Origin of the sequence: Paenibacillus sp. LjRoot153, assembly GCF_964253085.1 — a bacterium.
Classification (GTDB): Bacteria; Bacillota; Bacilli; order Paenibacillales; family NBRC-103111; genus Paenibacillus_E.
Window position 1 is genome coordinate 5082614 of record NZ_CAXUQH020000001.1, and the last position, 26133, is coordinate 5108746.

The 26133-nt window shown below is 45.3% G+C and carries 27 protein-coding genes and 1 riboswitch; of the genes, 2 read left to right on the top strand and 25 right to left on the bottom strand.

What is annotated here, in order from left to right:
• Window positions 1-50: 50 nt before the first annotated feature.
• The 10 genes from ACSQ8P_RS22100 to ACSQ8P_RS22145 form a co-directional block, all read right to left on the bottom strand.
• Window positions 51-1940 (bottom strand): ATP-binding protein, encoded by a 1890-nt coding sequence (locus ACSQ8P_RS22100; RefSeq protein ID WP_436237150.1) that lies wholly within the window; start codon window positions 1938-1940, stop codon window positions 51-53.
• Window positions 1941-2654, bottom strand: a complete 714-nt coding sequence (locus ACSQ8P_RS22105; protein WP_057312096.1) for a response regulator transcription factor — start codon at window positions 2652-2654, stop codon at window positions 1941-1943.
• 38 nt (window positions 2655-2692) lie between these two features.
• The gene (ccsA, locus tag ACSQ8P_RS22110; RefSeq protein ID WP_436237151.1) at window positions 2693-3952 is read right to left on the bottom strand and encodes a cytochrome c biogenesis protein CcsA; all 1260 of its coding nucleotides are present in this window, start codon (window positions 3950-3952) and stop codon (window positions 2693-2695) included.
• Window positions 3949-5610 carry a cytochrome c biogenesis protein ResB gene (gene resB, locus ACSQ8P_RS22115; RefSeq protein ID WP_436237152.1) on the bottom strand — a complete coding sequence of 554 codons (1662 nt, stop codon included), beginning with the start codon at window positions 5608-5610 and terminating at the stop codon, window positions 3949-3951. Before resB ends, ccsA begins: the two co-directional genes overlap by 4 nt.
• A 42-nt stretch (window positions 5611-5652) precedes the next feature.
• A complete protein-coding gene (locus tag ACSQ8P_RS22120) occupies window positions 5653-6186 on the bottom strand; it encodes a redoxin domain-containing protein (RefSeq protein WP_436237153.1) in 534 nt (177 codons plus the stop codon).
• An 82-nt stretch (window positions 6187-6268) separates the two neighbouring features.
• Window positions 6269-7015 carry a pseudouridine synthase gene (locus ACSQ8P_RS22125; RefSeq protein ID WP_056614495.1) on the bottom strand — a complete coding sequence of 249 codons (747 nt, stop codon included), beginning with the start codon at window positions 7013-7015 and terminating at the stop codon, window positions 6269-6271.
• 122 nt (window positions 7016-7137) lie between these two features.
• Window positions 7138-7671, bottom strand: a complete 534-nt coding sequence (locus tag ACSQ8P_RS22130; protein ID WP_436237154.1) for a spore maturation protein — start codon at window positions 7669-7671, stop codon at window positions 7138-7140.
• 6 nt (window positions 7672-7677) lie between these two features.
• The gene (locus ACSQ8P_RS22135; protein ID WP_436237155.1) at window positions 7678-8277 is read right to left on the bottom strand and encodes a nucleoside recognition domain-containing protein; all 600 of its coding nucleotides are present in this window, start codon (window positions 8275-8277) and stop codon (window positions 7678-7680) included.
• Between the two features lie 40 nt (window positions 8278-8317).
• On the bottom strand, window positions 8318-9511 hold the full coding sequence (locus tag ACSQ8P_RS22140; protein ID WP_436237156.1) for a D-alanyl-D-alanine carboxypeptidase family protein: 1194 nt from the start codon (window positions 9509-9511) through the stop codon (window positions 8318-8320).
• A gap of 213 nt (window positions 9512-9724) precedes the next feature.
• The gene (locus tag ACSQ8P_RS22145) at window positions 9725-10483 is read right to left on the bottom strand and encodes an SDR family oxidoreductase (RefSeq protein WP_436237157.1); all 759 of its coding nucleotides are present in this window, start codon (window positions 10481-10483) and stop codon (window positions 9725-9727) included.
• A gap of 186 nt (window positions 10484-10669) precedes the next feature.
• Between ACSQ8P_RS22145 and ACSQ8P_RS22150 the strand changes: the two genes are divergently transcribed.
• Window positions 10670-11281: a TetR/AcrR family transcriptional regulator gene (locus ACSQ8P_RS22150; RefSeq protein ID WP_436237158.1), complete on the top strand. Its 612-nt coding sequence runs from the start codon at window positions 10670-10672 to the stop codon at window positions 11279-11281.
• 52 nt (window positions 11282-11333) lie between these two features.
• On the opposite strand, the gene ytfJ is transcribed toward ACSQ8P_RS22150, so the two are convergent.
• From ytfJ to ACSQ8P_RS22225, 15 genes are all read right to left on the bottom strand, one after another.
• Entirely contained in the window at window positions 11334-11828 is a 495-nt protein-coding gene (gene ytfJ, locus ACSQ8P_RS22155; RefSeq protein ID WP_436237159.1) for a GerW family sporulation protein, read from the bottom strand.
• Between the two features lie 127 nt (window positions 11829-11955).
• Entirely contained in the window at window positions 11956-12657 is a 702-nt protein-coding gene (locus tag ACSQ8P_RS22160; protein WP_436237160.1) for a DUF2953 domain-containing protein, read from the bottom strand.
• A gap of 172 nt (window positions 12658-12829) precedes the next feature.
• A complete protein-coding gene (gene scpB, locus ACSQ8P_RS22165; RefSeq protein ID WP_436239580.1) occupies window positions 12830-13435 on the bottom strand; it encodes an SMC-Scp complex subunit ScpB in 606 nt (201 codons plus the stop codon).
• Window positions 13419-14210: a segregation and condensation protein A gene (locus ACSQ8P_RS22170; protein ID WP_056614526.1), complete on the bottom strand. Its 792-nt coding sequence runs from the start codon at window positions 14208-14210 to the stop codon at window positions 13419-13421. Before ACSQ8P_RS22170 ends, scpB begins: the two co-directional genes overlap by 17 nt.
• Before the next feature lie 16 nt (window positions 14211-14226).
• Complete coding sequence (locus ACSQ8P_RS22175) at window positions 14227-14868, bottom strand: site-2 protease family protein (RefSeq protein WP_436237161.1); 642 nt, start codon at window positions 14866-14868, stop codon at window positions 14227-14229.
• The gene (gene ribH / locus ACSQ8P_RS22180; protein ID WP_057312121.1) at window positions 14868-15338 is read right to left on the bottom strand and encodes a 6,7-dimethyl-8-ribityllumazine synthase; all 471 of its coding nucleotides are present in this window, start codon (window positions 15336-15338) and stop codon (window positions 14868-14870) included. Before ribH ends, ACSQ8P_RS22175 begins: the two co-directional genes overlap by 1 nt.
• Before the next feature lie 65 nt (window positions 15339-15403).
• Window positions 15404-16633 carry a bifunctional 3,4-dihydroxy-2-butanone-4-phosphate synthase/GTP cyclohydrolase II gene (locus ACSQ8P_RS22185; RefSeq protein ID WP_436237162.1) on the bottom strand — a complete coding sequence of 410 codons (1230 nt, stop codon included), beginning with the start codon at window positions 16631-16633 and terminating at the stop codon, window positions 15404-15406.
• Between the two features lie 16 nt (window positions 16634-16649).
• Window positions 16650-17321, bottom strand: a complete 672-nt coding sequence (gene ribE, locus ACSQ8P_RS22190) for a riboflavin synthase (RefSeq protein WP_436237163.1) — start codon at window positions 17319-17321, stop codon at window positions 16650-16652.
• Window positions 17322-17337: 16 nt separating this feature from the next.
• Window positions 17338-18447 (bottom strand): bifunctional diaminohydroxyphosphoribosylaminopyrimidine deaminase/5-amino-6-(5-phosphoribosylamino)uracil reductase RibD, encoded by a 1110-nt coding sequence (ribD, locus tag ACSQ8P_RS22195; RefSeq protein WP_436237164.1) that lies wholly within the window; start codon window positions 18445-18447, stop codon window positions 17338-17340.
• Between the two features lie 233 nt (window positions 18448-18680).
• Window positions 18681-18860: riboswitch (FMN riboswitch) on the bottom strand.
• A 166-nt stretch (window positions 18861-19026) separates the two neighbouring features.
• Window positions 19027-20211 carry a hypothetical protein gene (locus ACSQ8P_RS22200; protein ID WP_436237165.1) on the bottom strand — a complete coding sequence of 395 codons (1185 nt, stop codon included), beginning with the start codon at window positions 20209-20211 and terminating at the stop codon, window positions 19027-19029.
• Between the two features lie 633 nt (window positions 20212-20844).
• Window positions 20845-21276 carry a peptidylprolyl isomerase gene (locus ACSQ8P_RS22205; protein ID WP_056614545.1) on the bottom strand — a complete coding sequence of 144 codons (432 nt, stop codon included), beginning with the start codon at window positions 21274-21276 and terminating at the stop codon, window positions 20845-20847.
• Window positions 21277-21393: 117 nt separating this feature from the next.
• Window positions 21394-22725, bottom strand: a complete 1332-nt coding sequence (lysA, locus tag ACSQ8P_RS22210) for a diaminopimelate decarboxylase (protein ID WP_436237166.1) — start codon at window positions 22723-22725, stop codon at window positions 21394-21396.
• A 159-nt stretch (window positions 22726-22884) separates the two neighbouring features.
• On the bottom strand, window positions 22885-24528 hold the full coding sequence (locus tag ACSQ8P_RS22215) for a spore germination protein (RefSeq protein WP_436237167.1): 1644 nt from the start codon (window positions 24526-24528) through the stop codon (window positions 22885-22887).
• Window positions 24529-24552: 24 nt separating this feature from the next.
• Window positions 24553-24975 (bottom strand): stage V sporulation protein AB, encoded by a 423-nt coding sequence (locus ACSQ8P_RS22220; protein ID WP_436237168.1) that lies wholly within the window; start codon window positions 24973-24975, stop codon window positions 24553-24555.
• Window positions 24972-25604 carry a stage V sporulation protein AA gene (locus ACSQ8P_RS22225; protein ID WP_436237169.1) on the bottom strand — a complete coding sequence of 211 codons (633 nt, stop codon included), beginning with the start codon at window positions 25602-25604 and terminating at the stop codon, window positions 24972-24974. Before ACSQ8P_RS22225 ends, ACSQ8P_RS22220 begins: the two co-directional genes overlap by 4 nt.
• Window positions 25605-25795: 191 nt before the next feature.
• On the opposite strand from ACSQ8P_RS22225, the gene ACSQ8P_RS22230 reads away from it, so the two are divergent.
• Window positions 25796-26005: a DUF378 domain-containing protein gene (locus tag ACSQ8P_RS22230; protein ID WP_082593381.1), complete on the top strand. Its 210-nt coding sequence runs from the start codon at window positions 25796-25798 to the stop codon at window positions 26003-26005.
• Window positions 26006-26133 lie beyond the last annotated feature (128 nt).

Consider the following 26133-nt stretch of genomic DNA (forward strand, 5'->3'; position numbering starts at 1 on the left):
AATTCAGCATTCGCCTTTTTCCTTGTGTCGAAATTCGCACAATTTTCTGTTTATTTATGTTCGCAGGGCAAGCAGATCGTAAATGTGCTGCCTTGCCCCCATGTACTTTGTACCGTTACAGTGCCTTGATGGGAATCAATAATATTTTTGACAATCGCGAGACCCAGACCTGTTCCCCCGGAGGATCCACGAGTTCGCGCCTTGTCCGCCTTGTAGAAGCGTTCAAAGATGAACGGCAGATCCTCGGAAGGAATCCCCTGCCCCTCATCGGCGATCTCGATACGAATTGCTGGCCGATCCTTGGAGAGGCACGCCTCCGCCTTCAAGGCGATACGCGCCCCTGCAGGCGTATGGCGGAACGCATTGTCGAGCAGGTTCGTCAGCACCTGCTCCAAGCGATCCTCATCCGCACGCTGCAGGATGAGCGGCTCTTCCGCCAACGTCACGCTTAGCGCGATGCCGCGCTCTTTGGCCAGCACCGCGAATTTGCGGTGCATGCGCCTCACCAGGGAGTCGATTTCGACCTCCCTGAAGGAAAGCTCGAGATGGCCGGCTTCCATCCGCGCCAGATCGAGAAGATCACGGACGAGGCGCCCCATGCGGAGCGACTCGTCGTGAATGACCTGCACCAGCTCCACGCGTTCCTCAGGCGTGGAGGGAATATCGTCAAGCAGGGCTTCACTGTAGCCCTGCAGCATCGAGATCGGCGTACGCAGCTCATGCGAGACGTTCGCCACGAAATCTTTGCGCAGCTTATCGAGACGTTCCTCCTCCGTCACATCACGGAGAACGGCCACAGCGCCGCGCACTTGATCTCGGGAGTAGAGTGGCGTCATCGCCACGGACCACACGCCATTTTGCACATGAAGCTTTGTAGCGGCCTCTTCTGACTCATCGACAACCGCTTCAAATAGTGGAATTAACGGAACTGGTATAGGACTCGCTGAGGATGGGTTGCTAAAACTCATGAGACCCCAATCGCCAAGCGATGTATCTGGCTGAAGGAATCGTCGCGGTTTCCCCTCATCCTCCGACCACTCGATTGCGCCCCACTCTTGAATAATTTTTTCCCCTTGCGGGTTACTCAACATCACGGATCCATTCACATCTAAGGTAATAACTGCATCGGTCATACTTCGCAGGATACTCGATAAGTGCTCTTTCTCTTGACTGAGCGCATGGATGCTCTCTTGCATCTTCTCACCCATATGATTAAATGTTTTGGCTAGCTCACCAATCTCATCTTTAGAGAGAATCGGCACTCGCGTGCCATATTCCCCTAACGTGATGAAATCAGCCGCTTTCTTCAGCTGTTGCAGCGGTCTTGTGATTCTCGAGAACAAGAAGAAGGCAAAGAAGGTCGTCATAAGAAAACCAACGATCGAAACATAAACAAACAATCTTAACATATAGGATTGTGTTGCTTCTAAAGATTGCAAAGACTGATACAGCAAGGTGGCACCAACAATCCCACCTTCCATATTGTAGAGTGGAACCGCCACGACGAGATATTCAGTACCTGATTTAAATCTCCCAGTACCTGCTTTATTCACTTGCTTATCAATGGTTTGACCAGCAAAGACGGGCTTAAGCTCATCTGCCGTGTAAAAATCAGACACATGAAAGTTAATCAATTCACTACCTTGCGTGTTGGGAATAACCATTTCTTTCATTTCCGTCGAAATGACGAGCATGCGCGAATCTTGAAAACTTAGCAGTTCATTGCTTAATTCGTAAAATTGCTCATTGTACATATGCTGTGTAGCTTCTTCGGAAAATTTAACAGCCATTGTCTTCATGTTTTTCGTCTGATCCGTTGCTTGCGAGAAATAATTTTCCATATAATTGACAAGGAAAAAGCCCAGTATGAGCAAGACAACCCCAACTAGGCCTATAATTGTTAACCACAGTTTACCTACGACACTTCTGAAAATAAACACTTATTTAGGCACCTCTAGCTTGTAGCCTACACCCCATACCGTCGTAATCATCGCTGCAGCATCCGGGGATACTTTGTTTAATTTTTCACGAAGTCGCTTTACATGCGTATCAACGGTGCGCAAGTCACCGAAAAATTCATAGTTCCAAACATCCTTAAGAAGCTCTTCACGAGAGAAAACCTTATCTGGAGAAACAGCCAAATAATGAAGCAATTCATACTCCTTCGGCGTTAGGGCAACTTCCTGACCACCAGCTGTCACGCGATGTGCGTCATGCTCGATAATCAAGTTCGGGAATACGATATTATTGCTGGAACTTGCATCTTTGGATAAATACGCAGTCGCTGAAGAGCGACGAAGGATCGCTTTCACACGATAAATCACTTCACGAGGTGAGAACGGTTTGACCACATAGTCATCCGCCCCCACTTCAAATCCGCTCACACGGTTCGTCTCTTCACCCTTCGCTGTCAACATGATGACTGGTGTGGACTTTACTTGACGAAGACGTGCACAGACTTCAATACCATCGATGCCAGGCAGCATCACATCAAGCAAGATAAGATCGAAATCGGTTTCGGTAGCCATCCGCAATGCGGATTCACCGTCTTCTGCTTCTTCGATTAAATAACCTTCCTTCTCTAAATACATGCGGAGCAATCGGCGAATACGTTCTTCATCATCAACAACGAGTATACTTGGCTTCAATTCCATTTTAGCGTCACATCCTCTATTAATGTACGTACTTGAATTTAAACACCTGCATAGGAATGCAGTCCTGCTATAACTAAGTTCACACCTACTAATGTAAACATAACGACGATAAATCCAATTACAGTTAACCACGCGGATTTCTTACCTTGCCAACCTTTTGAAAGACGAAGATGCAGGAATACCGCATAGAATAACCATGTAATCAATGCCCATACTTCCTTCGGATCCCATCCCCAGAAACGGCCCCATGCTTCCTGAGCCCAAATCATGGCGAAGATGAGTGCTCCCAGTGTAAAGATTGGATAGCCAATCGCAATAGCTCGATAACTGATTTCATCCAGATCTTCCGCATCCATTCCTTTCACAATCGGACCAATCGCTGCGCCCAAAGGTTTACGAGCAACTAGACGCGCTAGTCCATACAGGATTAAACCGCCAAGAATAGACCAAATGACCGTGTTTAATTTACGACCTGCACTTGCCCCCTCCATCCAAGATGGTGCCGTGAATAATGGCTCAGACATTCCTAGGAATGACTTCATCTCGACTACTTTCGTATCATACGGTTGTACAATAGGAGGCAATACATAGGTTTCCGTAGTCTGGTTCGTTTCTTGCACACCTTGAGCGTTCGTCACAATAACATCTTTGGAGAATACAGCTTTGTAACCCGATCCATTGAATGTAAAAATCGACGCAATAAATGCCACGAGCATGAGGATAAAAAATAAGGTAAGCTCAACACCTCTTTGTTCCTTCTTATCGCTCTTCGTCGTCCCTGTATAGTCAACGGCTCGGAGCAGATACATTAATCCACCGGCAAAACCAACGGCAAAGAAGGCTTCTCCTGTAGCCGCAGTAGTCACGTGGATTTTCAGCCAGTAACTTTGCAGCGCAGGAATCAATGGCTGTACCTCACTTGGGAAAACTGAAGCATAGGCAATGATGATAAAGCCAATCGGTAGTGCAAAGACGCCTAGGACAGGTGTCCGATAGATGAGATACACGATCAAGAAGGCACACATGATCATCATCCCTAAGAACGTCATAAATTCGTACATATTAGAGGTAGGGATATGATCCCCTTCAGCCCATCGAGTGAAGAAAAACGTCACATGACAAGCGAACCCGACAACCGATGTAATAAAAGCGACGAAACCCCATTGCCTCGTGTGGTCCTCCGGCTTCCGGTTGCTCCATCTTTTACCCGTAATCGAAAGAACAAACAGGAAGAAAGCGAGCAAATATACAAAAAAAGCGATGAGTAGAAAGGTACTGCTGACAGAGTTTACATTCACCCCTGGTTTCCTCCATTTGCTAATGTTTTCGGTAAAACATCCAGATCATTCTTACTCAGGGCTGCGGCAACTTCATTACGAAGTCCAAACCAGTTCTTATTCGTATGACCGCCGAGAGTCAACTTGCCCTCATCAATTCGAATCCATATGCGTCGATGCTGCCAGTAGAAGCCCATAATGACACCGATCATAAAGATCGCAGAGCCAACCCAAATATAGGGCATCGCTTTATCCACACGAATATTCAAGTATGTCGTATAATTGGCAAATTGAACGCCTTCCATGGAGCCAACCGCAATCTTCAGCTTCTGACTAATTGCGCCATTAATGGTATCTTGCGAGAACGTTTCCTTATCAATTTGCCTTGGGAAATACAGATAAGGTTCTCCTTTTTCAGCTAGCCCTGGTCCAGTAATGCTAAAAATAAAGGCTGGTGCCTTCGGCTCATTCGATTTTGAGATTGGTTGACCCTTCTCAAGTCCAAAATCTGGAAAAAAGCCTTTCAACCTAAGCTTATAAGGCCCTACTTGATAGGAATCCTTCGGATTATTCATCGGTAGATCAAAGCTGCCATAGGTCTCACCCGTAGTTGGATTGCTAAGTGTTGGCTTAACCGAGATCAGCAATGGTGTTGCTTTATAATCAAACTGATACGCTTGCAAACCCTTGTAATCCAATGGATGATTCACAATGATGTTGGCCTTATGAACTTCTTCTAGTACTGGCTCCTCTGCCCCATCCTCGCAATTCGCGGTACAATGATACAGTACAGCTTGCGTTTCATACGTCTTCGGAACAATCTGTCCTTTCGCTTTGATGCTTTCAGGAAGATCTTGTTCATCGTACAACGTGAGTGTAAATTTCTCATTCTTGATGTAATACGACGTATGTGGGATTGGCTTGGTTTCGCCTTCTAGGATACCCATGTATTGATCCATATGCCAGCCGGGAATCCCGCGCATTAGCACACCGATTAAGAAGATAATGAGTCCAATATGATTGATATAGGGACCCCAGCGGCTAAAGCGATATTTTTCGGCAAGAAGTGCCGAGCCATCGGTATGTACGCGGTAATTCTTTTTACGCAAAAGTGTCCCCAGCTTGTTCGTCCAAGCGATTTCATCTGTTCCAACAGGCAAATCGGTAACAAGTGTGACATTTTGCCTAGTCAGAAAATTGATATGTTTGCGTATTTGCTGCTTGGACAACGCCCTATATAGGGGAAGGACACGATCCAGACTGCAAATGACAAGCGAAGTACCGATCATGAATAGTAACGTGATAAACCACCATGAGCTGAAGGTATGAGAAAAACCAAGAGCATGATAAATATTCCCTAGTGTTCCGTAGTTTTCGCTGTAATATTGAGATGGATCCATATCCAAAAATGTATTCTCTTGCGGGAAAATAGTACCTACAGCCGAAGCCAACGTGGTGATGAAAATGATCCATACGGCTATCTTGACTGAGGAGAAGAAATTCCAGACTTTATCGAGCAGTGAAGGATTTGATTTCTGAGAACGTCTGGCCATACCATCATAGCGCATTTCCAGAATGTCTCTGCCATCGATATCGATCAGCGGATTGCCGCAGGATTCACACAGGGTGGTGCCTGTGGGGTTCTGATGTCCGCAATCGCATTTGGTATTGTAGAACATGATGACCTCCTAAAAACGTTGAACATGTGTACGACTTATAAGTTACGATTTACTAACCAAGCTAGAGATCGTCTCATCAATAAAAGACTCTTCCATTTGGCCAATTTTCTTCACTGCGATTTTGCCATCTGCCCCTATGAAAAAGGTTGTTGGATAGTCCATAACACCATATAATTTACGAACAACTTCATTGGCATCCAGCAGCACTGGCATATTTAATTTGTATTGCTCCATAAAGCCCTGGACCGTTACTTTATTCTTGTCCACATTCACTTCTAAGAAGACTACACCTTGGCTCTTCCACTTATCGTATTGCTTCTGGAGATCAGGCATTTCTTCTTTACATGGTGGACAAAACGTGCCCCAGAAATTCACGAGCACAACCTTCCCTTTATAATCAGAAAGTTCGTGCGTTTGACCATCTAATCCAACCAAGGAGAAGTTAGTCGCTTTCTCCCCTTGCTGCGGGTACTTCTTACTTGCAGAAGCAGACAAATTTGTAATAATCGTAAACACACCAATAATGAGCACGATTGCAAAGATCCCAATCTGTACCCACTTCTTATTACGACCCACGTTAATCACCTTCGCTTTTTCGACAATGTTAGTTCTGGCCTATCGAATTATACCCTTATTATAACGAAAAGAAGGCCAATTCTTATTGGCCTTTTTGAACGTTATGTGTCCTTAGAGCTTCGTTCCTAAGCTCTTCAACTTCTTTGGGCGTCAAGTGGCGATACTTCGCTCTTGCCAGGCCCGTTAAGAAGATGGGACCGAATTTAATCCGCTTTAATTTGATTACTGGGAACGAAATCGCCTCGAACATCCGTCTAACTTGGCGGTTTCTTCCTTCATAGATTGTGATTTGAATGACGGACTCATTCTTCTCCATATTCACATCTGCGTACTCGACCTCAGCAGGTGCGGTCATGCCGTCTTCTAACTGTATGCCCATTTTGAGCTTATCTAATAACGTGCCGTGCGGCACTCCTTTGACAGTCGCTTGGTATGTCTTCGGTACATGATGCTTCGGATGTGTAAGCAGATGTGCAAACTCTCCGTCATTCGTTAGAATGAGCAGGCCTTCCGTATCATAATCCAGTCGACCGACCGGATATACACGTTCTCTAATCCCTGGCAAGAAGTCAGTGACGACCTTACGGCCTTCAGGATCCGTTGCACTCGTAATAACACCTTTGGGCTTATTTAAAATGACATAGATCTTCTTCTGTTGACCTATTGCACGTCCATCAACCCTAATTTCATCTTCGGCTGTATTCACTTTCACACCCAGCGTTGTGACGACTTCACCGTTCACTTGCACGCGTCCCGCTGTAATGATTTCTTCACATTTCCGGCGGGATGCGATCCCAGCTTCGGCTAATACCTTTTGCAGTCTTTCCATTATCCGCTTTCACCTCAAGCTAATGATAACGGACTTAACCACAAATCTCAAGCGGCAACCCACAATAACTGACAGAAGGTGACAGAATGATGGCTATTCAGGCTTCATGTCGTATCCGCCATCTATGAAAACACTAAAAAACAAATAATAAGAGAAGCGATAAAGCCAACAGCATCCGAAATTAATCCCACTTTGAGCGCATAGCCCGCTTTCCGAATGCCAATCGCGCCAAAATAAACCGTTATCACATATAACGTTGTATCCGTGCTCCCTTGCACCGTTGACGCAATCCGCCCAATCATGGAATCCGGACCAAATTGCTCGATTAAATCTGTGGTAAAAGCTAAAGAACCCGCTCCTGTGATTGGCCGCAAAATAGCTAACGGCAGCACTTCTGTAGGCACGCCAATACTTTCGAAAAAAGGCCGCATCCAGCCAATCAGCATGTCCATCGCACCAGATGCACGAAATACAGAAATCGCAACCATCATCCCGACGAGGTGGGGAATAATTTTGATCGCTGTGTCGAAGCCATCTTTAGCCCCCTCTACAAATGACTCATAAACAGGAACTTTGCGATAAGCAGCGTAAAGTGGAATGAACACAATCATGATCGGGATTGCCCATGCCGAAATAAGTGAAACGAGTGCGTACATGCCGGTTCATCCTTTCAGCGGAGGGATAGGTGAGCGCGATCTGCGATACCATCGATCCACGAAAATGGCCGCCGTTGTTGAGATGATCGTCGCAATGAGTGTTGTACCTACGATTTCTGCCGGGTTCATAGAATTGAAATTCATCCTTATTGCAATAAGTGTTGTCGGGATTAAGGTGATACTTGACGTATTGAGCGCAAGCAGTGTGCACATCGCTGTACTAGCCTCATCTTTGTTAGGATTAAGCTTCTGAAGTTCCTGCATCGCTTTAATCCCCATCGGGGTGGCTGCATTGCCTAAGCCTAGGATGTTAGCACTCATGTTCGACATGATATAGCCAAGTGCTGGATGATTCTTTGGAATACTTGGAAATAGGAAGCGTACTGCAGGCTGAAGCAGTCTTGCCAACTTGTGTAAAATACCTGCATCTTCGGCAATCCGCATCATTCCCATCCAGAATACCAATACACTAATTAATCCAAAACATACGGTTACACCATTTTTCGCCCCATCAAATGCCGCTTGTGTAACGGATTCTACATCCCCATTGATTGCCGCGACGAGGAAACCAACGACGATAAAAAATAGCCATATCCAATTCACCATAGGTCAGCACTCCTTACAACTTGGCTTTACGTCTTTCACCTTAATCCGCCCATATGGAGCCTGAAATATTGAATAGGCCCTGTACTAGCATTCTGCAGATATAACTATACTTTGTCAGCAATGTCTCCTTATAAGGACTGCTCGATTGAAATGAGAATGTCGCTTTCTCTGGTACTTGCAGCAGTGGGTTGGCAGGATCATAGATCGGTATCGTCTGTATCAGCTTATTATTCAAGGAAATTCGGAGTGCACCACGTTCAGCTAACCGATACTCAGTCGCCATTGGATCTACCAAGGTAACTTGGTGTGTTATGCTTGCGAATTCACCTTCTGCAAGTGGATACTTGAATGTTCGGCTCGCCACCCAAGGGGTGCCTTCAATCGCATCGCCTTTTTTCACCAGGGTCTGCAGCGGGAAATTATTGAAGCCATATTGGAGCAGCTTAGCGTGGTCCGCCCAGTCATCGCCGTCATTCAAGGTAACGACGACAAGCTGCTGGCCGTTCCGTGTAGCTGAAGATACTAAGCAACGCTTCGCAAGCTTGGTATAACCCGTTTTCACCCCATCTGCACCTTCGAACATGGAAAGCATCTTATTTTTGTTGAGCCACGAATAATCCCAGGCTTCATTCGGATTGGGTACTTTTTTCAGCTTTGTAGATACAATGTCAGCAAAAACACTATTTTTGAGCGCATAAGCTGTGAGCTTAGCCATATCATTCGGACTTGAACGATGACCTTCACCTTCATCGAGCCCAGATGGATTCGTGAAATGGGAATGATCCATCCCCAGGATTTTCGCTTTCTCGTTCATCAAATAGACGAACCCCTCGACGCTTCCACCAATATGCTCTGCAATCGCAGTAGCCGCGTCATTGCCGGAGCGCATCATGAGTCCATACAGCATATCATGAAGCCGCATTTCTTCCCCCAGCTTCAAGTAGATCGAAGACCCTTCTTTGCCGAAGGCATTCTTGCTGACTTTGACCATGCTTGTGAGGTTGCCTTGTTCAATCGCAATGATAGCAGTCATAATTTTGGTCAAGCTAGCTATACGCATAGGCGTGTCCCCTTTTTCGCTATAAAGCACACGTCCTGACTCCACATCAACGAGCGAAGCACCGACTGCATTGGTATGAATGCTTGGCGGCGCGGCTTCTACATAAGTCCATGGCGCAATTAACAATCCAATCAAGGCACAGCAAATGATGATGAACTGGCGTTTGGTTTTCATTGGTTGAGTTATCCTCCTACACGAGCGAACTTGTACATTTTCTTGATTGAATCCACTGATGAAACTTTGTACAAGTATATGCGAGTGGACGAGGGATATGTCCTGAAAACTACCCAAAGCAAAAAGGCCGTCCAGAAGTAGAAAATCTACTTATGGATCAGCCTTCAAATGAAGTGATTGGAGTCTTCACCTTTATATTAATTAAGTTTGCGCTTAGTAGGCTGTCCAGCCCGCATCTGCTGTAACCACAGTCCCGTTAACAAAGCTCGCATCATCGGAAGCCAAGAACAAAGCAACCTTCGCAACTTCCTCCGGCTCGCCTGCTCTTGGATTTAAGCCCATTCCAATCATCGCTCTTTCCATACCAAAAGGATTTGGGGCCGTAATCGTTGTTCCGATGTTCGTGCTCACACCGCCAGGTGCAATTGCATTACAGCGGATGCCAAGATTCGCGTATTGAAAACCGACGTTTTTCGTGAATCCAACTACCGCATGTTTGGATGCCGTATACGCCGCACCCGCTCTGGATCCATTTAATCCACCAGCGGAAGCAATGTTTACGATGACACCGCTTTTTCTCTCTGTAAAAATCGGAAGGACTTTCCGAGTTGTTCGCATGACACCCGTTGTATTAATTGCAAAAACCCGTTCCCACAGCTCGTCCGTTAGATCTCCTGCGGGGACAAAGTTGTCCATAATACCAGCGTTATTTATTAGAATGTCAACGGTACCGTATTCCTTAACTGCCGTATCTATCATTTGTGCTACATCTTCTTCTTTCGCAACATTCGCTGCAACAGCAATCGCTGCGCCACCTTTTGCTTCAATGCCAGCAACAACCGTTTGCGCCGTCTCAACCCGAAGATCCGAAACGACAACTTTAGCTCCTTCTGCTGCAAACAACTCTGCGATTGCTTTACCCATACCTGACGCTGCCCCTGTAACGATAGCCACTTTTCCAGAAAGCTTCATGTGTAATTCCTCCAAATGTCATGTATTTTTGTGCGAATATATCACTGAATTGTGCATATAGAACTTCTTTCACTTGGAGTATAATAGAGTATCAGGCGTGGTACAATCAGTAAAAAACGCTTGTTTGTTAGCTAACGTACAAAATGATTGATTTTGTTCACTATCGACAAAAAGGAATGAACATAAATGTCAGAAATCACTAAAAAAACGGATCGAAGAATCGTTCGAAGTAAAATCGCTCTACGAGAATCCCTGCTGGCTCTGATGTCACAAAAGCCCTTTACTTCCATTTCGATAACGGAAATTGTAGAATTCGCCAACTATAATCGAGGGACATTCTATGCCAATTATGAGAGTAAGGAAGATTTGCTTGATGATATTATTTCCAATTTAACTGGGCAATTACTTCAATCCTTCCGTGCGCCGTATGAACATGTTGAAGTATTTCGTATTCAAGAACTACCTGCTAAATCAGTTATGATATTTGATCACTTTTTTCAGAATTCCGCTATTTATACCACACTAATGAAAAGTGACGTACTTCCCAAGCTGAAGGAAACCATGTTTAGTGCCTTAAAAAAGATAACACAAGAAGAACTATTCTACCCTGATCAAGATAACGAAATAGATCAAGAATTGCTGAGCATTTATTCGATTCACGCCTTGCTTGGCCTTATTTTTCACTGGATTGAAAGTGAATTCAAATATTCACCTTCCTATATGCAGGATCAACTGATCAAACTGATTAACTGGCGTCCCACCTCTGCCAAAACGGTCGTAAGAAGCTCTCACGATTGAAATGCCCATAGAAAAAAGCTGTCCTCAAAGGACAGCTCATAATGACAAGAGACTACACAATAAAATTCTGATTCTCAATATTGGTGACACTAGTATTCGCACCAGTTGTTGTTGCTGGCGACTTCGCTGACATGCCTTTGATCATACTCTGAATCTTGTCCACGACCTGCGGCGCAGAATCAATTAGGCGCTCCAGAATATGCGTTTGATTATCTAACGGTACGACCTTCACGCCATTCTTACCAACAACAAGGAAAGCAATTGGCGTAATCGATACCCCGCCGCCGCTACCTCCACCGAAGGGTAGAGCTACTTTAGCATTAAGCGCATCGCCTCGGTTCATTGCCCCGCCTTCGATTTCGATCTCTGAGTCTGTCACAAACTCGCTACCGCCTGCGGCGAAACCAAATCCGACTTTGGAGATCGGCATAATAACACTACCGTCTGGCGTTTCAACCGGGTCACCGACAATTGTGTTTACGTCGACCATTTCTTTTATATTTTCCATGGCGACTTTCATGAGGCCTTGAATCGGGTGTTCAGACATCTTCATATTCCTCCTTCGCGTTTTTCACCATACGTTTCTGGCATCGAAAGCTCAAGCATCAAGAGCTCTAAAGAATAATCATGGTTCAGTTCTAGAATGCCCCTTTTGAAATGGGGTTATGTAAAACTCACGATGCTGGTTTAAATTTAGCTCTCGCCTTCAATGCGAGTTGGATCCAGCTTCGAATACCTCCTTTGATTTTAGCAGCTCGATACAACAATCGTATGCCAGCTATCACAACAAACCATACCCGTATTCGACCAGCAAATCGAAACTCCGTTGCAAATTGCTTTTCATTATATTGCGGTATAACATCTACGCGCGGCTTCGCAATTAGCTTCACATATCGAATCGTGAAACCGAGCAGCGATGATTTAATCCCCCACACAGCGCCTGTCGTAATTGCTGTTTCTGGCGCATCGCCTAGCCCTACACGTGTTATCCATTTCAACTCTGTGCACTCCACTTTAGCCAAAGTTTGCTTCATCCAGCCATATAAATTCAGCGTATGTATAAGGATATCTTTGGCTTCCCTGTAAAAGGCGATGACTTTTTCTTTGGTAATATGATCTCGCGTCTCATCTTTCAGCTTTGCGTTATGTTGGGTCACTTTTTCTGACTTAATTAATATCCCTTGGGTGAAACCTTTGAATTGAATGATCGGGATGACATAACGATATCGAACGAGCCCAAACAACCCTCGCATCTCCACGGAAAGCGTATCATTATCTTTTACCCGGGAGAAATAAAACTCACCGCGCATAAAGCTGCTTAGCACAACGATAATGGCAATGATGACAAACAAGACGGCCAATCCAATCCACAGCAACACTTACGCCTCCTTAGTCAAAATAAAGATGACACCGTCCTTCATCGACAGATGCGATACATTTCGCTATAAAAAAAACTCCACGTGCAAGATGAATTCTCGCAGGTGGAGTTAGTATGACCTCTAAAAGGAAATGAAATGCATGTATGGATAAGCTTTAACCTGACATTCCCTAATCTGACTGTTCGTCACTCACATCGTCCAGGGTCAATTGTTTCTGGTCCCCGTTTAAGCGATCGAATAGCATGCGTGTTTCTTCTTCCAAATCAAAATTACCTTGGAAGTTAGCAGAGTCTGGCAATTCTTGAATCGAGCTTAAACCAAAATATTCTAAGAATTGTTTGGACGTTCCATATAAGATTGGTCTACCCACTGCATCTGCACGTCCGACCTCTGTAATCAAGTCCTTACCTGTTAATGTAGCAAGCGCTCGATCACACTTCACGCCGCGGATCTCTTCGATCTCAACGCGTGTAATAGGTTGTTTATATGCAACGATGGATAACGTCTCAAGAGCAGCTTGAGAGAGTGAGGAACGTGATGGCGTATAAGCAAGCCTTTCAAAATACGGAGCATGCTCAGCCAATGTAGTGAGCTGGTATCCACCTGCAACCTCTACTATTTGAACGCCGCGCCCTTTACGTTTGAAATCTGTTCGCATATCTTTCAGCAGATCTTTAATCACATAGGCATCAAGTTCCATCACTTCAGCAAGTTGCTTGAGATCTAGTCCTTCGTCGCCAGAGGCGAAGAGAAGTCCTTCAATAATCGATTTCATCTGTTGGAAGTTGAGTGTCAAGGTCTGTTCCCTCCTCTTTGGCTTGAATGACGATATCTTCAAAAAGCTGATTTTGGTAGCAAGTGATTTTCTTCATTTTCATCAACTCAAGGATAGCTAGAAAGGTAACGACAATTTCTTCGCGTGTCATCTCATAATCGAATAGCTTGGAAAATAACAGCTTACCACCTTTTATTTTAAGCAAATCAACAACCTCACGAATGCGATCCTTAACCGAAATCTCATCCCGTCTGATCCTAGCAACGACGTTCCTGTTCGCCAACTTGCGCAGCGTACGCTGAAAAGCAATCAGTAAATCAGCAACATCTAACCCTTCCACCGGGTTCTCTTGAAGATCCGGCAGATACGGCGTTAAATCCTCGGGTTCACGCGTGTAAACGAGGCTGCGCTCCACCTCTTTGTCACGAAGCATATCAGCAATCGATTTATATTTCCGATATTCAATCAGCTTCGCAACGAGCTCGGCGCGCGGGTCTAACGAATCATCCATATCATCAAAATATTCGTCAAATTCAATGACAGGCGGCTTAGGTAAGAGCATCTTGCTTTTGATGGAGAGCAGAGTAGCAGCCATAACTAGAAACTCACTCGTAATATCTAACTCCAACTCCTGCATTGCTTGTACATACCCAAGATATTGATCTGTAATTTCTTTGATCGGAATATTGTAAATGTCGAGTTCATTTTTATCAATCAAATGAAGCAATAGATCAAGGGGGCCTTCAAATGCTTCCAACTTATATGTAACTTTCATGTCGTTCTTCCCCTTGTCATAGTGAATAAAGATGCATGATTACCTGTACGGCGTATGGATAAATTCCGCTGAGCGCCCATTGTCCAATCGGGGTGACCATTAAAACGATTACAAGAATAAGTGCTTTCATCTCTTGTCTGTCCAGCCATCGCTGTTGCGGAGTTGAAACAAGTCCTCTCCATATATACCATCCATCAAGCGGATAGAGCGGTAACAAATGAATGAGTCCAATCATTAAGTTAACGATAACACAATATTGCAAATAAACACGCCATTGTTCCACGACGAGCGATTCAGTTGCTGCACCAAGAAGTGCAGGTAAGTAAAAGTATAGCCACCAAAAAAACAGAACAAGCATAAGATTCGTGAAAGGCCCAGCTAGATAGACAAATGTATGTGATAGTTTTTTATTCTTGGGAAAACGTTCCGGATCGACCGGTATTTTCTTCGACCAGCCGTAAGGCCCAAAGACGATCATCGCCAACCCCAAGACGTCTAGATGCGCCAAGGGGTTAAGCGAAAATCGTTTGCCATCACGAGCTGTTCGATCTCCAAGCAGCCAAGCGACCCCAGCATGCGCTGTATCATGCAGGGTCATAGCGATTAGGAAAGCAAACAGCCGCGGCAGCAGTGTTTCTAAATGATAATAAGCCAGCATTAGGAAGAGAATTGCTTCGTTAAATTCGCCATTTCAATCGCAGTTACGGCAGCTTCCCAGCCTTTATTGCCTGCTTTCGTACCTGCGCGTTCAACGGCTTGCTCAATGGAGTCTGTTGTTAATACACCAAAGATTGTAGGAATTCCCGTTTTCAAGTTAATTGCCGAAACACCTTTGGCCACTTCGCTGCACACATAATCAAAATGCGGAGTTGATCCGCGAATCACAGCACCAAGGGTAATGACAGCATCATACTTGCCGCTCTCCGCCATTTTTTGCGCGATAAGAGGAAGTTCAAATGCGCCTGGAACCCAAGCGATGTCAATTTCACTTTCATCCACACCGTGACGTTTAAGCGCGTCTTGTGCGCCGCCCAGTAGTTTGGAAGTAATAAACTCATTGAACCGTCCTACGACGATCCCGTATTTTAAATTTTGCGAAATTAAATGTCCTTCATAAATCGTTGCCATGGTAAGAATCTCCCTTTCTGTTGAAGCGTATTGGAATGTGATCTACACTAATTCACACTAAAAAATTAAATGCCCTTGCCTACGTCTTTGAATTCAAGCATGTGGCCTAGCTTCTGTTGCTTGGTTTGCAAATAAGAAAGGTTATCTTTCTTACTCTCCATTTGAATCGGAACGCGTTCTTCCACTTCAAGACCATAGCCTTCTAAGCCTTTGATTTTACGTGGATTATTCGTTAATAAACGAAGTTTTGAGATGCCAAGATCTTTGAGAATTTGAGCACCAATGCCATAATCACGAAGATCTGGAGCAAATCCAAGCTTAATATTCGCTTCTACGGTGTCTAATCCCTGCTCTTGGAGGACATATGCCTTCAATTTATTGATTAAACCGATGCCGCGACCTTCCTGTCGCATATATAATAATACACCATTGCCCTCTTCATCAATCTGTTTTAGTGCAGCATCCAGCTGTGGACCGCAATCACAACGATGAGAATGAAACACATCACCTGTCAAACACTCGGAATGGACACGCACCAAGGTAGGTTTGGAAGGATCAATTGTCCCCTTAACTAAGGCTACGTGTTCCTTGTCATCCAATTGATTCGTATAAGCAATCGCTTTGAACGTACCGAAATCCGTTGGCAGATCCACCTCAACCTCGCGCTTCACCAACTTTTCTTGTTGATTGCGATACTGGATAAGGTCTTGAATCGTAATGATGCAAAGTTCATGCTTCGCGGCAATCTCCATCAGGTCGGGCACACGAGCCATCGTGCCATCTTCTTTAATGACTTCACAAATAACGCCAGCTGGATATGAGTCACAAAGAATAGCTAAATCGATCGTTGCTTCTGTATGGCCTGCTCTGCGAAGTACACCGCCTTTTTTTGCGATCAAAGGGAAAATGTGACCTGGTCTGCGGAAATCCTGCGGCTTCGTCGACGGATCGATTAAGCCTTGAATTGTTCTGGAACGCTCATGAGCAGAAATCCCTGTACTTGTATCGGTATGATCAACGGAAACTGTGAAGGCTGTGCCGTGATAATCGGTGTTCCGTACCACCATAGGCGGCAAATCAAGTTCCTTGGCTCTCTCTTCGGTGATCGGTGCGCAGACAAGGCCACGCCCTTCTTTAATCATGAAGTTGATCACTTCAGGAGTTGTTTTATCAGCAAGCGCGATAAAATCACCTTCGTTTTCCCGATCCTCATCATCTACCGCAATAATTACTTTACCTAATTTCAGATCTTCAAGAGCTTCTTCAATCTTATTAAATCGAATGGGTTGTGTCATATGCACCTCTCCTAACTTACATAAAGCCATTATCTGCTAAAAAGCTTGCGGTCAGCTTACTTTTCTTAGGCTCTCCGTGAACAGCAGTCTCAGAAGGACCAAATTTGAGCAGTCGTTCCATATATTTGCCAAGAACATCGCATTCAATGTTGACTGTATCTCCGGCTTTTTTGTCGTGGAGAACAGTTTGCGCAAGGGTATGCGGGATAATCGAAACGGAAACATCGTTTTCTGTGACATCTACAACCGTTAAACTTATACCATCAATCGTGATGGATCCGCCAGGAATGATGTAGCGGAAAATATGCGGATTCTCCGGTGCGAACCGGTAAACAACTGCATTCTCTTCGGGTATGCGGGAAAGGATCGTTGCTGTGGCATCCACATGACCTTGGACAATATGTCCGCCAAATCGGCCATTCGCAGCCATCGCCCGCTCCAAATTCACACGTGTGCCGGATTGAAGCTTCCGAAGATTCGTTTTCCGATACGTTTCAGGCATCACATCAACGGAGAAGGAATCACTATCATACGAAATGACTGTGAGACACACGCCATTAACGGCAATACTGTCACCTAAATGGACATCTTCCAGTATTTTTTTGGCGCCAATGGTCAACACCATGGCTTGCCCTCCACTATGAATGCGGCGCATGTGGCCGATTTCTTCTACAATGCCGGTAAACATGCCACTCCTCCATCCTCTAGCTCTTATACAACGGATAACCGGTGATACAAACATCCGGTCCGAATTGCTCGACACGCATTCGGTCGAGCGTAATGGCGTCATCCATCTTCGCGTAGCCGTCGAAGTGGATGTTCACAGGTGCTGCCTGGCCCCCGCCGATAATTTTCGGCGCAAACATCAGCACCAGCTTATCAATCAGGCGCCGCTCCAGCATGGCGCCGTTCAAGCGGCCTCCACCCTCGAGGAGGATGGATCCGATCTCTCGCTCGCCGAGCTGCTGCATGGCGAGCGTCAGGTCCACCTGCGGGCCGTCGCCGCAGGTGAGGACCGTGATGCCGCGCGCTTCCAGCGCGGCACGCCGCTCTGCGGGCGCCTGTGCGCTCGCGAGCAGGATCGTCGGCTGACGATCCTGCTCGGTGAGCACGCGGGCGCCGAGCGGGACTCGCAGCTGCGAGTCCGCGATGATGCGTACCGGCTGCACAGCCGGTACGTCGCCGCGCGTGCTCAGCTGCGGGTCGTCGGCGATGATCGTCTGGACGCCGACGAGGATGCCCTGATGCCGATGGCGCAGGGTGTGAACAAAAGCTCGCGACTCCGCGGATGTAATCCACTTGCTGTCGCCAGTTTTGGAAGCGATGCGGCCATCAAGAGTGCTCGCAGTCTTCATAGTCACAAAAGGCATACGCGAGACGATGAATTTGTTGAAAGCCTCGTTCAGCTTCGCGGATTCTTCACTTAGCAAGCCTACACTCACTTCCAATCCATGCGCGCGTAGCTTTGCGATTCCCGTCCCAGCCACAAGCGGATTCGGATCCGTCGTAGCAACAACTACACGAGTCACACCAGCTTTGATGAGGCGGTCGCTGCACGGTGGTGTTTTGCCATAATGACTGCAGGGCTCCAAGGTCACATAAGCTGTACTTCCTTTTGCTTCATCGCCCGCCATGCGCAACGCCAGGACCTCTGCATGACCCTCTCCGCGTTTCAGATGTGCACCCATGCCGACAATGCGGCCCTCTTTGACAAGAACACAGCCAACTACAGGATTAATTCCCGTTTGTCCGAGTGCACTCTCCGCCATCTGAAGCGCAAGTCTCATATAGGTTTCATCGTTCAACAGCTGCATGGATGTTCACCGCCTTCTTAATCCAATCCTAGATTCTAATGCAAAAAAGCCCCTTCCGCTTACGGATGGGGGCCAGAGATTGTTTAGATAACACGAATAAACTTCAGCTATTACGCTTGTCACATTTTTGATCAAATCAAACAATACCGACGAAGTAGCCACTTTGGACAGACCTGCCGAATTTATTTTAATGTGAAAAAAATGAACAAGCATGCTAGCGAATTGGCATTCGCATTTTCCTTCTCCCATCCAGACTATACTGTCGGTCCCGGAATTCCACCAGGTCAACCGTAGCGAAGCTGTTGTCAGGTACCGCTAGCTTCACAACGGGTCACGGACTGATCGCAACCATGTACATGTACATGATACGAATCACCGCCGGTGTGGAATTTCACCACGCCCCGAAGGTTTTGCATACTATATAAGAGATTAATAACTAAACCTTAGCTACTAATTTCTTTATTACACAAAAATTTATCACTCACACATGAAAATTGCAAGGTCTTTTTTCATTTTTTCTGATAAAACTTGTCGGAATTAATGGCTTTGGGGATCACCGTTCTTGATTTCACCATGAATTCATAGTTCTAACAACGCTATATCCGAACAAATCGTTCCTTCTTCCCAATGAGGATTCGCATAGCCAGCAGGTGCATTCAGGTATGTCAACCAAACCTTGTCGAAACCAGCTTTCTTCTTTGCCGATAAGCAAGCGTTTTGAGGGTCAACACCTCTGGACACCTCTGTTAAAAGTTCCTTCCGTAGTTGTGAGAAACGTTTGATCGTACGGTCGAATTCAGCTTCCTTATCGGGATTTATTCCACCCTGTACCCACTCGCCTTCAAAAATAAAAGCATAATCTTGGTAAGACGTAGCTTGCATCTCGACGGCTTCTGAATAATCACGTAACGCTTGCTCCCGGTATCCGTGCGATTCAGCCCACATTCCGCTTATCAGTCGGTGATACGGTGTAGGTGATTGCACATAGACTCGCCCCGTCCTCTTTAGCTTATTTTCAACAATAGCATACGACTCCCTGAATTCCTTCTGCCATGGTCCGGCTCCAACAGAACCGATTAACCCACCTGACAGCTCTAGCTTCCTCTCTCGAATTTCCGCTTTGGATACACTGGCTATCACAGCTGTTCCTACGTATGTTTCAAGTGTTCCGCCTAACCATGAAGACACAGCATATGAGGAAAAATTGGTGTGCGCTCCACTGTTTGTAGAAACCCAAACGATCTCAGGTTTGCTATCACCTGTAAGGTCATTAATGGTCATTACCTTTGTTCGGCCGTTATTTTCGGATGAAAAATTCAAACTTTGGAGTGTGAATTGGCCTTCCTTAAAATCAATAACAACCCCATATGACTTTCGTGCCTGTACCACGCCTGTTTGGTTATCTAGAATATCCTCAACCAACACAGATACCCATTCATTCGAAACACCATCTTTATCCAGATCTGTCTGGATGACGTTTAAAGGCTCTTTTTCGGAATCGTATGGCACGACCCGTGTTTGAAGCCAATCGGTCATATCACGAATAGGTTCATGTAATTGGTTAAGCTCTATTCTAAGCTGATCAAGCAAAGGTCGCCTCACCGTTTCTGAGGACGGATTAGCTGCGTCTACATCCAAGATCAATGCCACATTTTGTGAGTTGTGAACCGGGAACTTTGGACGTTCTCTACCTGCCAAAGTTAATAAACATAGCATAACAATCCCTATACCTGCTCCTAAATACCTCAACCCATTCCTTTTCAAAAGGACATCACCTTTCTTACGTATTCCCTTTTTATGTTTGACGTATCCGTGTTCAGATAGGTTCTGCTTGACTAGATATTACACGCGAATTCCCATGATTCATGTCTCATTCAACCACTTATCGAGCCGGAGTAACATTGGCAGAGTTGGATTGGGTTTATTTGCGTTGGAGGAGGTGCTGGGGGGCTTGTTGTTGAGGGGCTGAATAACCCTAAGTTCTGAGGAAATGGCTTGCTGCTGGAGTACTGAGATGGTCCTAAGTTGTTGAGATGTTGATGAGGTGTTGGTTTGCTGAGTAGCTAAGGTTTTGGGGTTTTGAGGTTTCGAACGGTCTAAGGTGCAGAGTCCACTTTCTACATATCTCAATTTACCTGAAAAATATACAGCTAATCCTGAAGAATTCCATCAAATTTTTCACTTAAATGGATAATATGTAGTTAATTCTCCTCCATTCTCTCATTTCGCTGAAAATGCCTGAAATTAACTACAGGAAATCCATCTAGTTTATTTTTCATCTAGTAATCCAAGTAATTAACTACAGAAAATCCATCTATTTGGCTAATCAGCCCCTCGCATTACGCACAAACACAAAAACTGCCCAGACCTAAGTCTGAGCAGTTCGCATTACAGCAATTATACTTCTACAACTTCTACTTTTTCCATTTTGTCTTTGCCTTTGAATGCATCAACAAGCTCCATACCTTTGGATACTTTACCGAACACTGTGTGTCCGCCATCCAAATGTGGTTGCGGTTGGTAAGCGATGTAGAATTGGCTTCCGCCTGTGTTACGACCAGCATGCGCCATTGCTAGGGAGCCGCGCTCATGTTTGTTCGGGTTGATTTCACAGTTGATTTGGTAGCCAGGGCCACCAGTTCCTGTTCCAGTTGGGCAACCACCTTGTGCTACGAATCCTGGGATTACGCGGTGAAAAACAAGTCCGTTGTAGAAACCAGAGTTTGCTAGTTTTTCAAAGTTAGCGACTGTGTTCGGTGCATCTTTCTCAAAAAGATCGATAACAACCTCTCCGCCACCTGCTAGTTGAATTTTTGCTTGTTTGGCCATTATGTGGTTCACTCCTTTAGGAAATAATATCTTATTCTACTATGAATGACTGCATTACACAAACAGCAGGAGGAACCCTGCGTAACTCTGGGGCCTCCTGCTGTTTTCATGATGCCATTATACCGTCTTGCTTACTTGTTTCATTCTCGCTGGAATTACGTCATTCCCTACGATTTGATCAAAAGTTTCACGTTTCACGACAAGGTCACTTTGACCGTCTTTGACGAAAACAACACCCGGTCTGCGAATACGGTTATAGTTGCTAGCCATCGAGTAATTGTAAGCTCCAGTACTCGACACCGCCAAAATATCACCCGCTGCCACCTTCGGCAGATTCACATCCCAGATCAGCATATCGCCGCTTTCACAGCATTTGCCGGCAATGGAAACAACTTCAGCTGGCAGCTCTGCAGCGCGATTCGCAAGGCCCGCTTCGTATACGGCTTCGTACAGTGCAGGACGCGGATTATCTGTCATACCGCCGTCCACAGCCACATACTTACGTACGCCGGGAATATCCTTCGTTGTACCGACTGTGTAAAGCGTAGTCCCTGCATCGCCAACGATGCTTCTGCCTGGTTCAACCCAAATTTCAGGAAGCGGATAACCGTTGCTGCCGAAATTCGTTTTGATCGCATCTGTAATTGCCTTCACATATACAGCGACTGGAAGTGGCGTATCTTCACTTACGTAACGAATGCCGAAGCCACCGCCTAGGTTAATCACTTTGAACGTGACATCTAATTCAGTCCGAACATGAATGGCAAATTCGGCCATTTTCTCAGCCGCGATTCGGAAGCCTTCGACTTCAAAAATTTGTGAACCAATATGCGAATGTATACCCAAAAGATCAAGATTGGAAAGCTGCGAAGCTTCCTGAATCGCACGGAATGCAGAACCATTCCCCAAATCGAAGCCGAATTTGGAATCTGTTTGACCTGTCGATATATATTCATGCGTATGCGCCTCCACACCTGGCGTAATCCGCAGTAAAATTTTCACCTTTTGGCGTTTTTCCGCTGCTATCGCATTTAACATTTGCAATTCGATAAAGTTATCCACGACGAAGCATCCAATTTTGGCATCAATGGCCATTTCTATCTCAGAAATGGTTTTGTTATTCCCATGGAAGTGAATGCGTTCAGCAGGGAATCCCGCTTGAAGTGCTGTGTACAGTTCGCCATCCGATACAACGTCCAACGACATGTCTTCTTCCTCGACAATTCGGCACATGGCCATTACGCAAAACGCTTTACTTGCATAGGCTACTTGAAACTTCAGCCCCGATGCCCCGAAAGCTTCAACGAATTCACGACAACGCTGACGTACGAGTGTCTCGTCAAAAACATAGAGAGGCGTGCCGTATTCGGCAACCAACTTTGTCGTATCAACACCGCCAATTTCGAGGTGGCCTTGGTCATTTATTCTACTGGTACCATGTAAATACATAGCTATATTTTCCCCTCTCTACTTGAACCTTCCCTATGCCAAATTCCGCTAAAGAGGTCGCATACATACTAATAAAAGTACCATAGTGAATGCGTATTTGACAATACATGCGCCTAGAACAAACAAAAAAGGGCAGGAAGATTCCAGCCCATTTTTACGCTATGATTTGGGTTGACGGGTACCATCAATTGGTTTCGTAATACTAAGCCTTGTTTTGCTTGCTAGTACTGGACGACGAAGCAAAATCGCGAAAAAGCTCTTGGCATTAAACGGGATAAACGGCCACATATAGGGGGCATCATAGGATTTCTTCGCAGCCAGCATAATAAGCCATAATGTGGAGCCAATCACAAACCCAGGAACTCCAAAAATGGAAACGATTATTAATAACGCTAGCCGCACGATTCGATTCGCTAAACCTAATTCATAACTTGGCGTAGCGAACATCCCGATCGACGCCAGCGCAAGGTATAGGATAACTTCGTTAATGAAGAGTCCTGTCTTAACGGCAATGTCTCCGACCAAAATCGCTGCCACCAATCCCATCGCAGTTGCAAGTGGTGAAGGCGTATGTACCGCTGCCATCCGCATCAGATCGATTCCTATATCCGCAATCAAGAATTGAAGGAGGAGCGGTAAGGTACCTTCCTTCTGCGGGCCAAGAAATTCTAGACCCGCTGGCTTTAAGGAAGGCTCCATCACCATCAGATACCAAAGTGGCAGCAAAAAGATCGACATCATAATGCCAGCGAAGCGGACCCACCTTAAATAGGTGCCAATAAAAGGTGTATTGCGATATTCCTCAGCGTGCTGCACATGATGGAAAAAGGTCGTCGGCAAGATCATGACGCTTGGAGAGGTATCCACAAACACACAAACATGACCTTCTAGTAGATGTGCAGAGACCACGTCCGGCCGCTCCGAATAGCGAACCATGGGATATGGATTCCAACCCTTATTTACAATAATTTCCTCTAGTTGCTTTTCACCTAAGGGCAGACCATCAATCTCTACTTGTTTCATCTTGTCTTTAATATCTTGGACAAGTGCCGCATCCGCAATATCATTAATATATCCGATACAGACATCCGTCTTCGTCCGTTTGCCAATTTGCATGATTTCTAGTTTAAAACGCTCATCACGAATGCGGCGTCGAACCAGGGTAACATTCACTAACAGCGTTTCTACAAAACCATCGCGTGAACCTCTAACGACACGTTCTAAATCTGGTTCTGCAATAGATCTAACAGGGAAGCTTTTCGCATCAACCGCAATGGCTGTCGTTACTCCCTCGATAAAGAAGGCGGTCCCACCCATTAACACTTGTCCAACAATCTCAGACATTTTCGTATAATGCTTCACTTGAATATGCGGAATTAGTTTCTCAATAAACGTTTCCAAAGTATGGTGGGCCACCGCTTCACTATCTGCATAGGTCAGTCGAGTGATGATATCCGTCAACACGGTATCTTTCGCGAACCCGTTGCAGTAAAAGATGCCAACGCGTTTAGCGCCAAACACCATCTCTCTCATCACAAGATCAAAACTCCGATTCAAACCGACCCTTTCTTCCAATACGCGCTGTACTTCTCGAAGACTTTTCGGAATATCCTCTTGGATCTTGAGTGCTTTCTCTTTCGGTGTCATATTCGTGATGGGATTATAGGTCGATAAATTCCCTTCCTCATCGACAGCTAACTTTTCTTCTTGATTATGTTCATGATTACCTTGTTTCTCTTCGTCCTGTAATTCTTGCAAGTTCTCATCGTCACTACGTTGACCATTTTTAACTATAAATTTCATTGGTGCGCCACCTTCCTCCGCCCGTTAATAAATTAACCATTCAAACAAGGAGCCAATAACCTTACCAAAAATCATGGCCATTAATAACCCAATTCGATAGGAATCCATTCCTACTCGTTTAGCCAAAATCGGCAGCACATTGACGATTTCAGTCAGTGCTGCGGCTAGCAAGCCTACAAAGCAACCTGCAAATAGGCCAAATAATGCTGCACCCATTGGGAATAAATGCATATGCAGATCACTGAAATCCACCCAAGTAAACATGAGTGAGCCGAGTACAACCGCTGCTTCATAAGCGTGAATTTTCGAAAATGATTTCGTGATTTGGGCTAACCTAGGGATGATATCCAAGACCACTAGAAAGGCAACCATGCCGCTCCCAACTGCAATGCCCCCAGCTAATCCGATAAAAGCGGCTAGGAAAGCTTCCCCGAACAGCGTAATCACTTCGAATCCCCTTCTTCATTGATTTTCGAGTATTCTTCTGTGATTACATAATGATTAATATTTTCTTGATACATAAACATTTCAACTTCCAATGGGCTCGGCTCTTCATTGAATTTCTTCTTAAACAGATGGTTAAAGAAAAGTACCATCCCTGCTCCGATACCAATTGAATAGGGAATTTGCAAAATTAGCGGATGATCCACCTTTTTACCCGTCATCAATTCATAAATACGCTGATGTACGGCTAACATGGACACGTCTGCATGGAAATTCATGATCGCCAGCCCTGAGCCAATAAATAAAAGCAACCAAACGATCCCGATGAGAAGCGGATTTGCTTTCTTATTATCGGTGTATATCTCTAACAGCACGTGTGGTTCTCCAAAATGTTCAACTTGCAGCTCGGGAAACCGTTTCTTCACTTTACGAATGATTAATAGCATGTCAATGAGCACGCGATTCCCATCCTCTTGCTGGGGTTGATGAATAATCAATTCGTTCAGAGCTTGTTCATATTCAGGCTCCACAAATAGCTGTGCAATATGGTGCAGTCTCACAATCTGACCTTTGCGAACGCGCGCTTTGCGGCGCAAACGAATGTATAAATATTTACTAACTATCTGAACCATGGTTCACCCCTCTCAGAGCTTAACAATGTCAATTCTGCCTGCAGTCATCCATGTATAGAAATAGTATGCAAAATCCTTCCTTTGCGTAATCCATTCGAGATTTGGTAAATTCTCCATGCATAAAGTCGGATATGGCAAGGCATGTTAAATAGGGAATACGATTACTTATTCCATATAAAGAAGGTGATAACATGGCAAAATTCGCGTTAACACTAGTCATCATTGGTGCGCTGAATTGGCTTCTAGTTGGGCTTTTCGAATGGGATTTAGTTTCTGCTCTACTTGGGGGAGATTCACATCGTGAATCTTCAGGGTTAAGTCGTATCGTATATTCCCTCGTAGGTTTATGCGGGATATACTGCGTCAGATTTTATGCTGTTGACCGTTATTCGGTACGCTAGGAAAGAGTTCGGTGTATAAGGAACAAGCCGCTCATCACCCCTGATATTTACTCATGGGAAATTAGCGGCTATACGTATATACGCTGAAAAACCGTCCTCCAAGAAGGAGCACGGTTTTTTTCCATAGC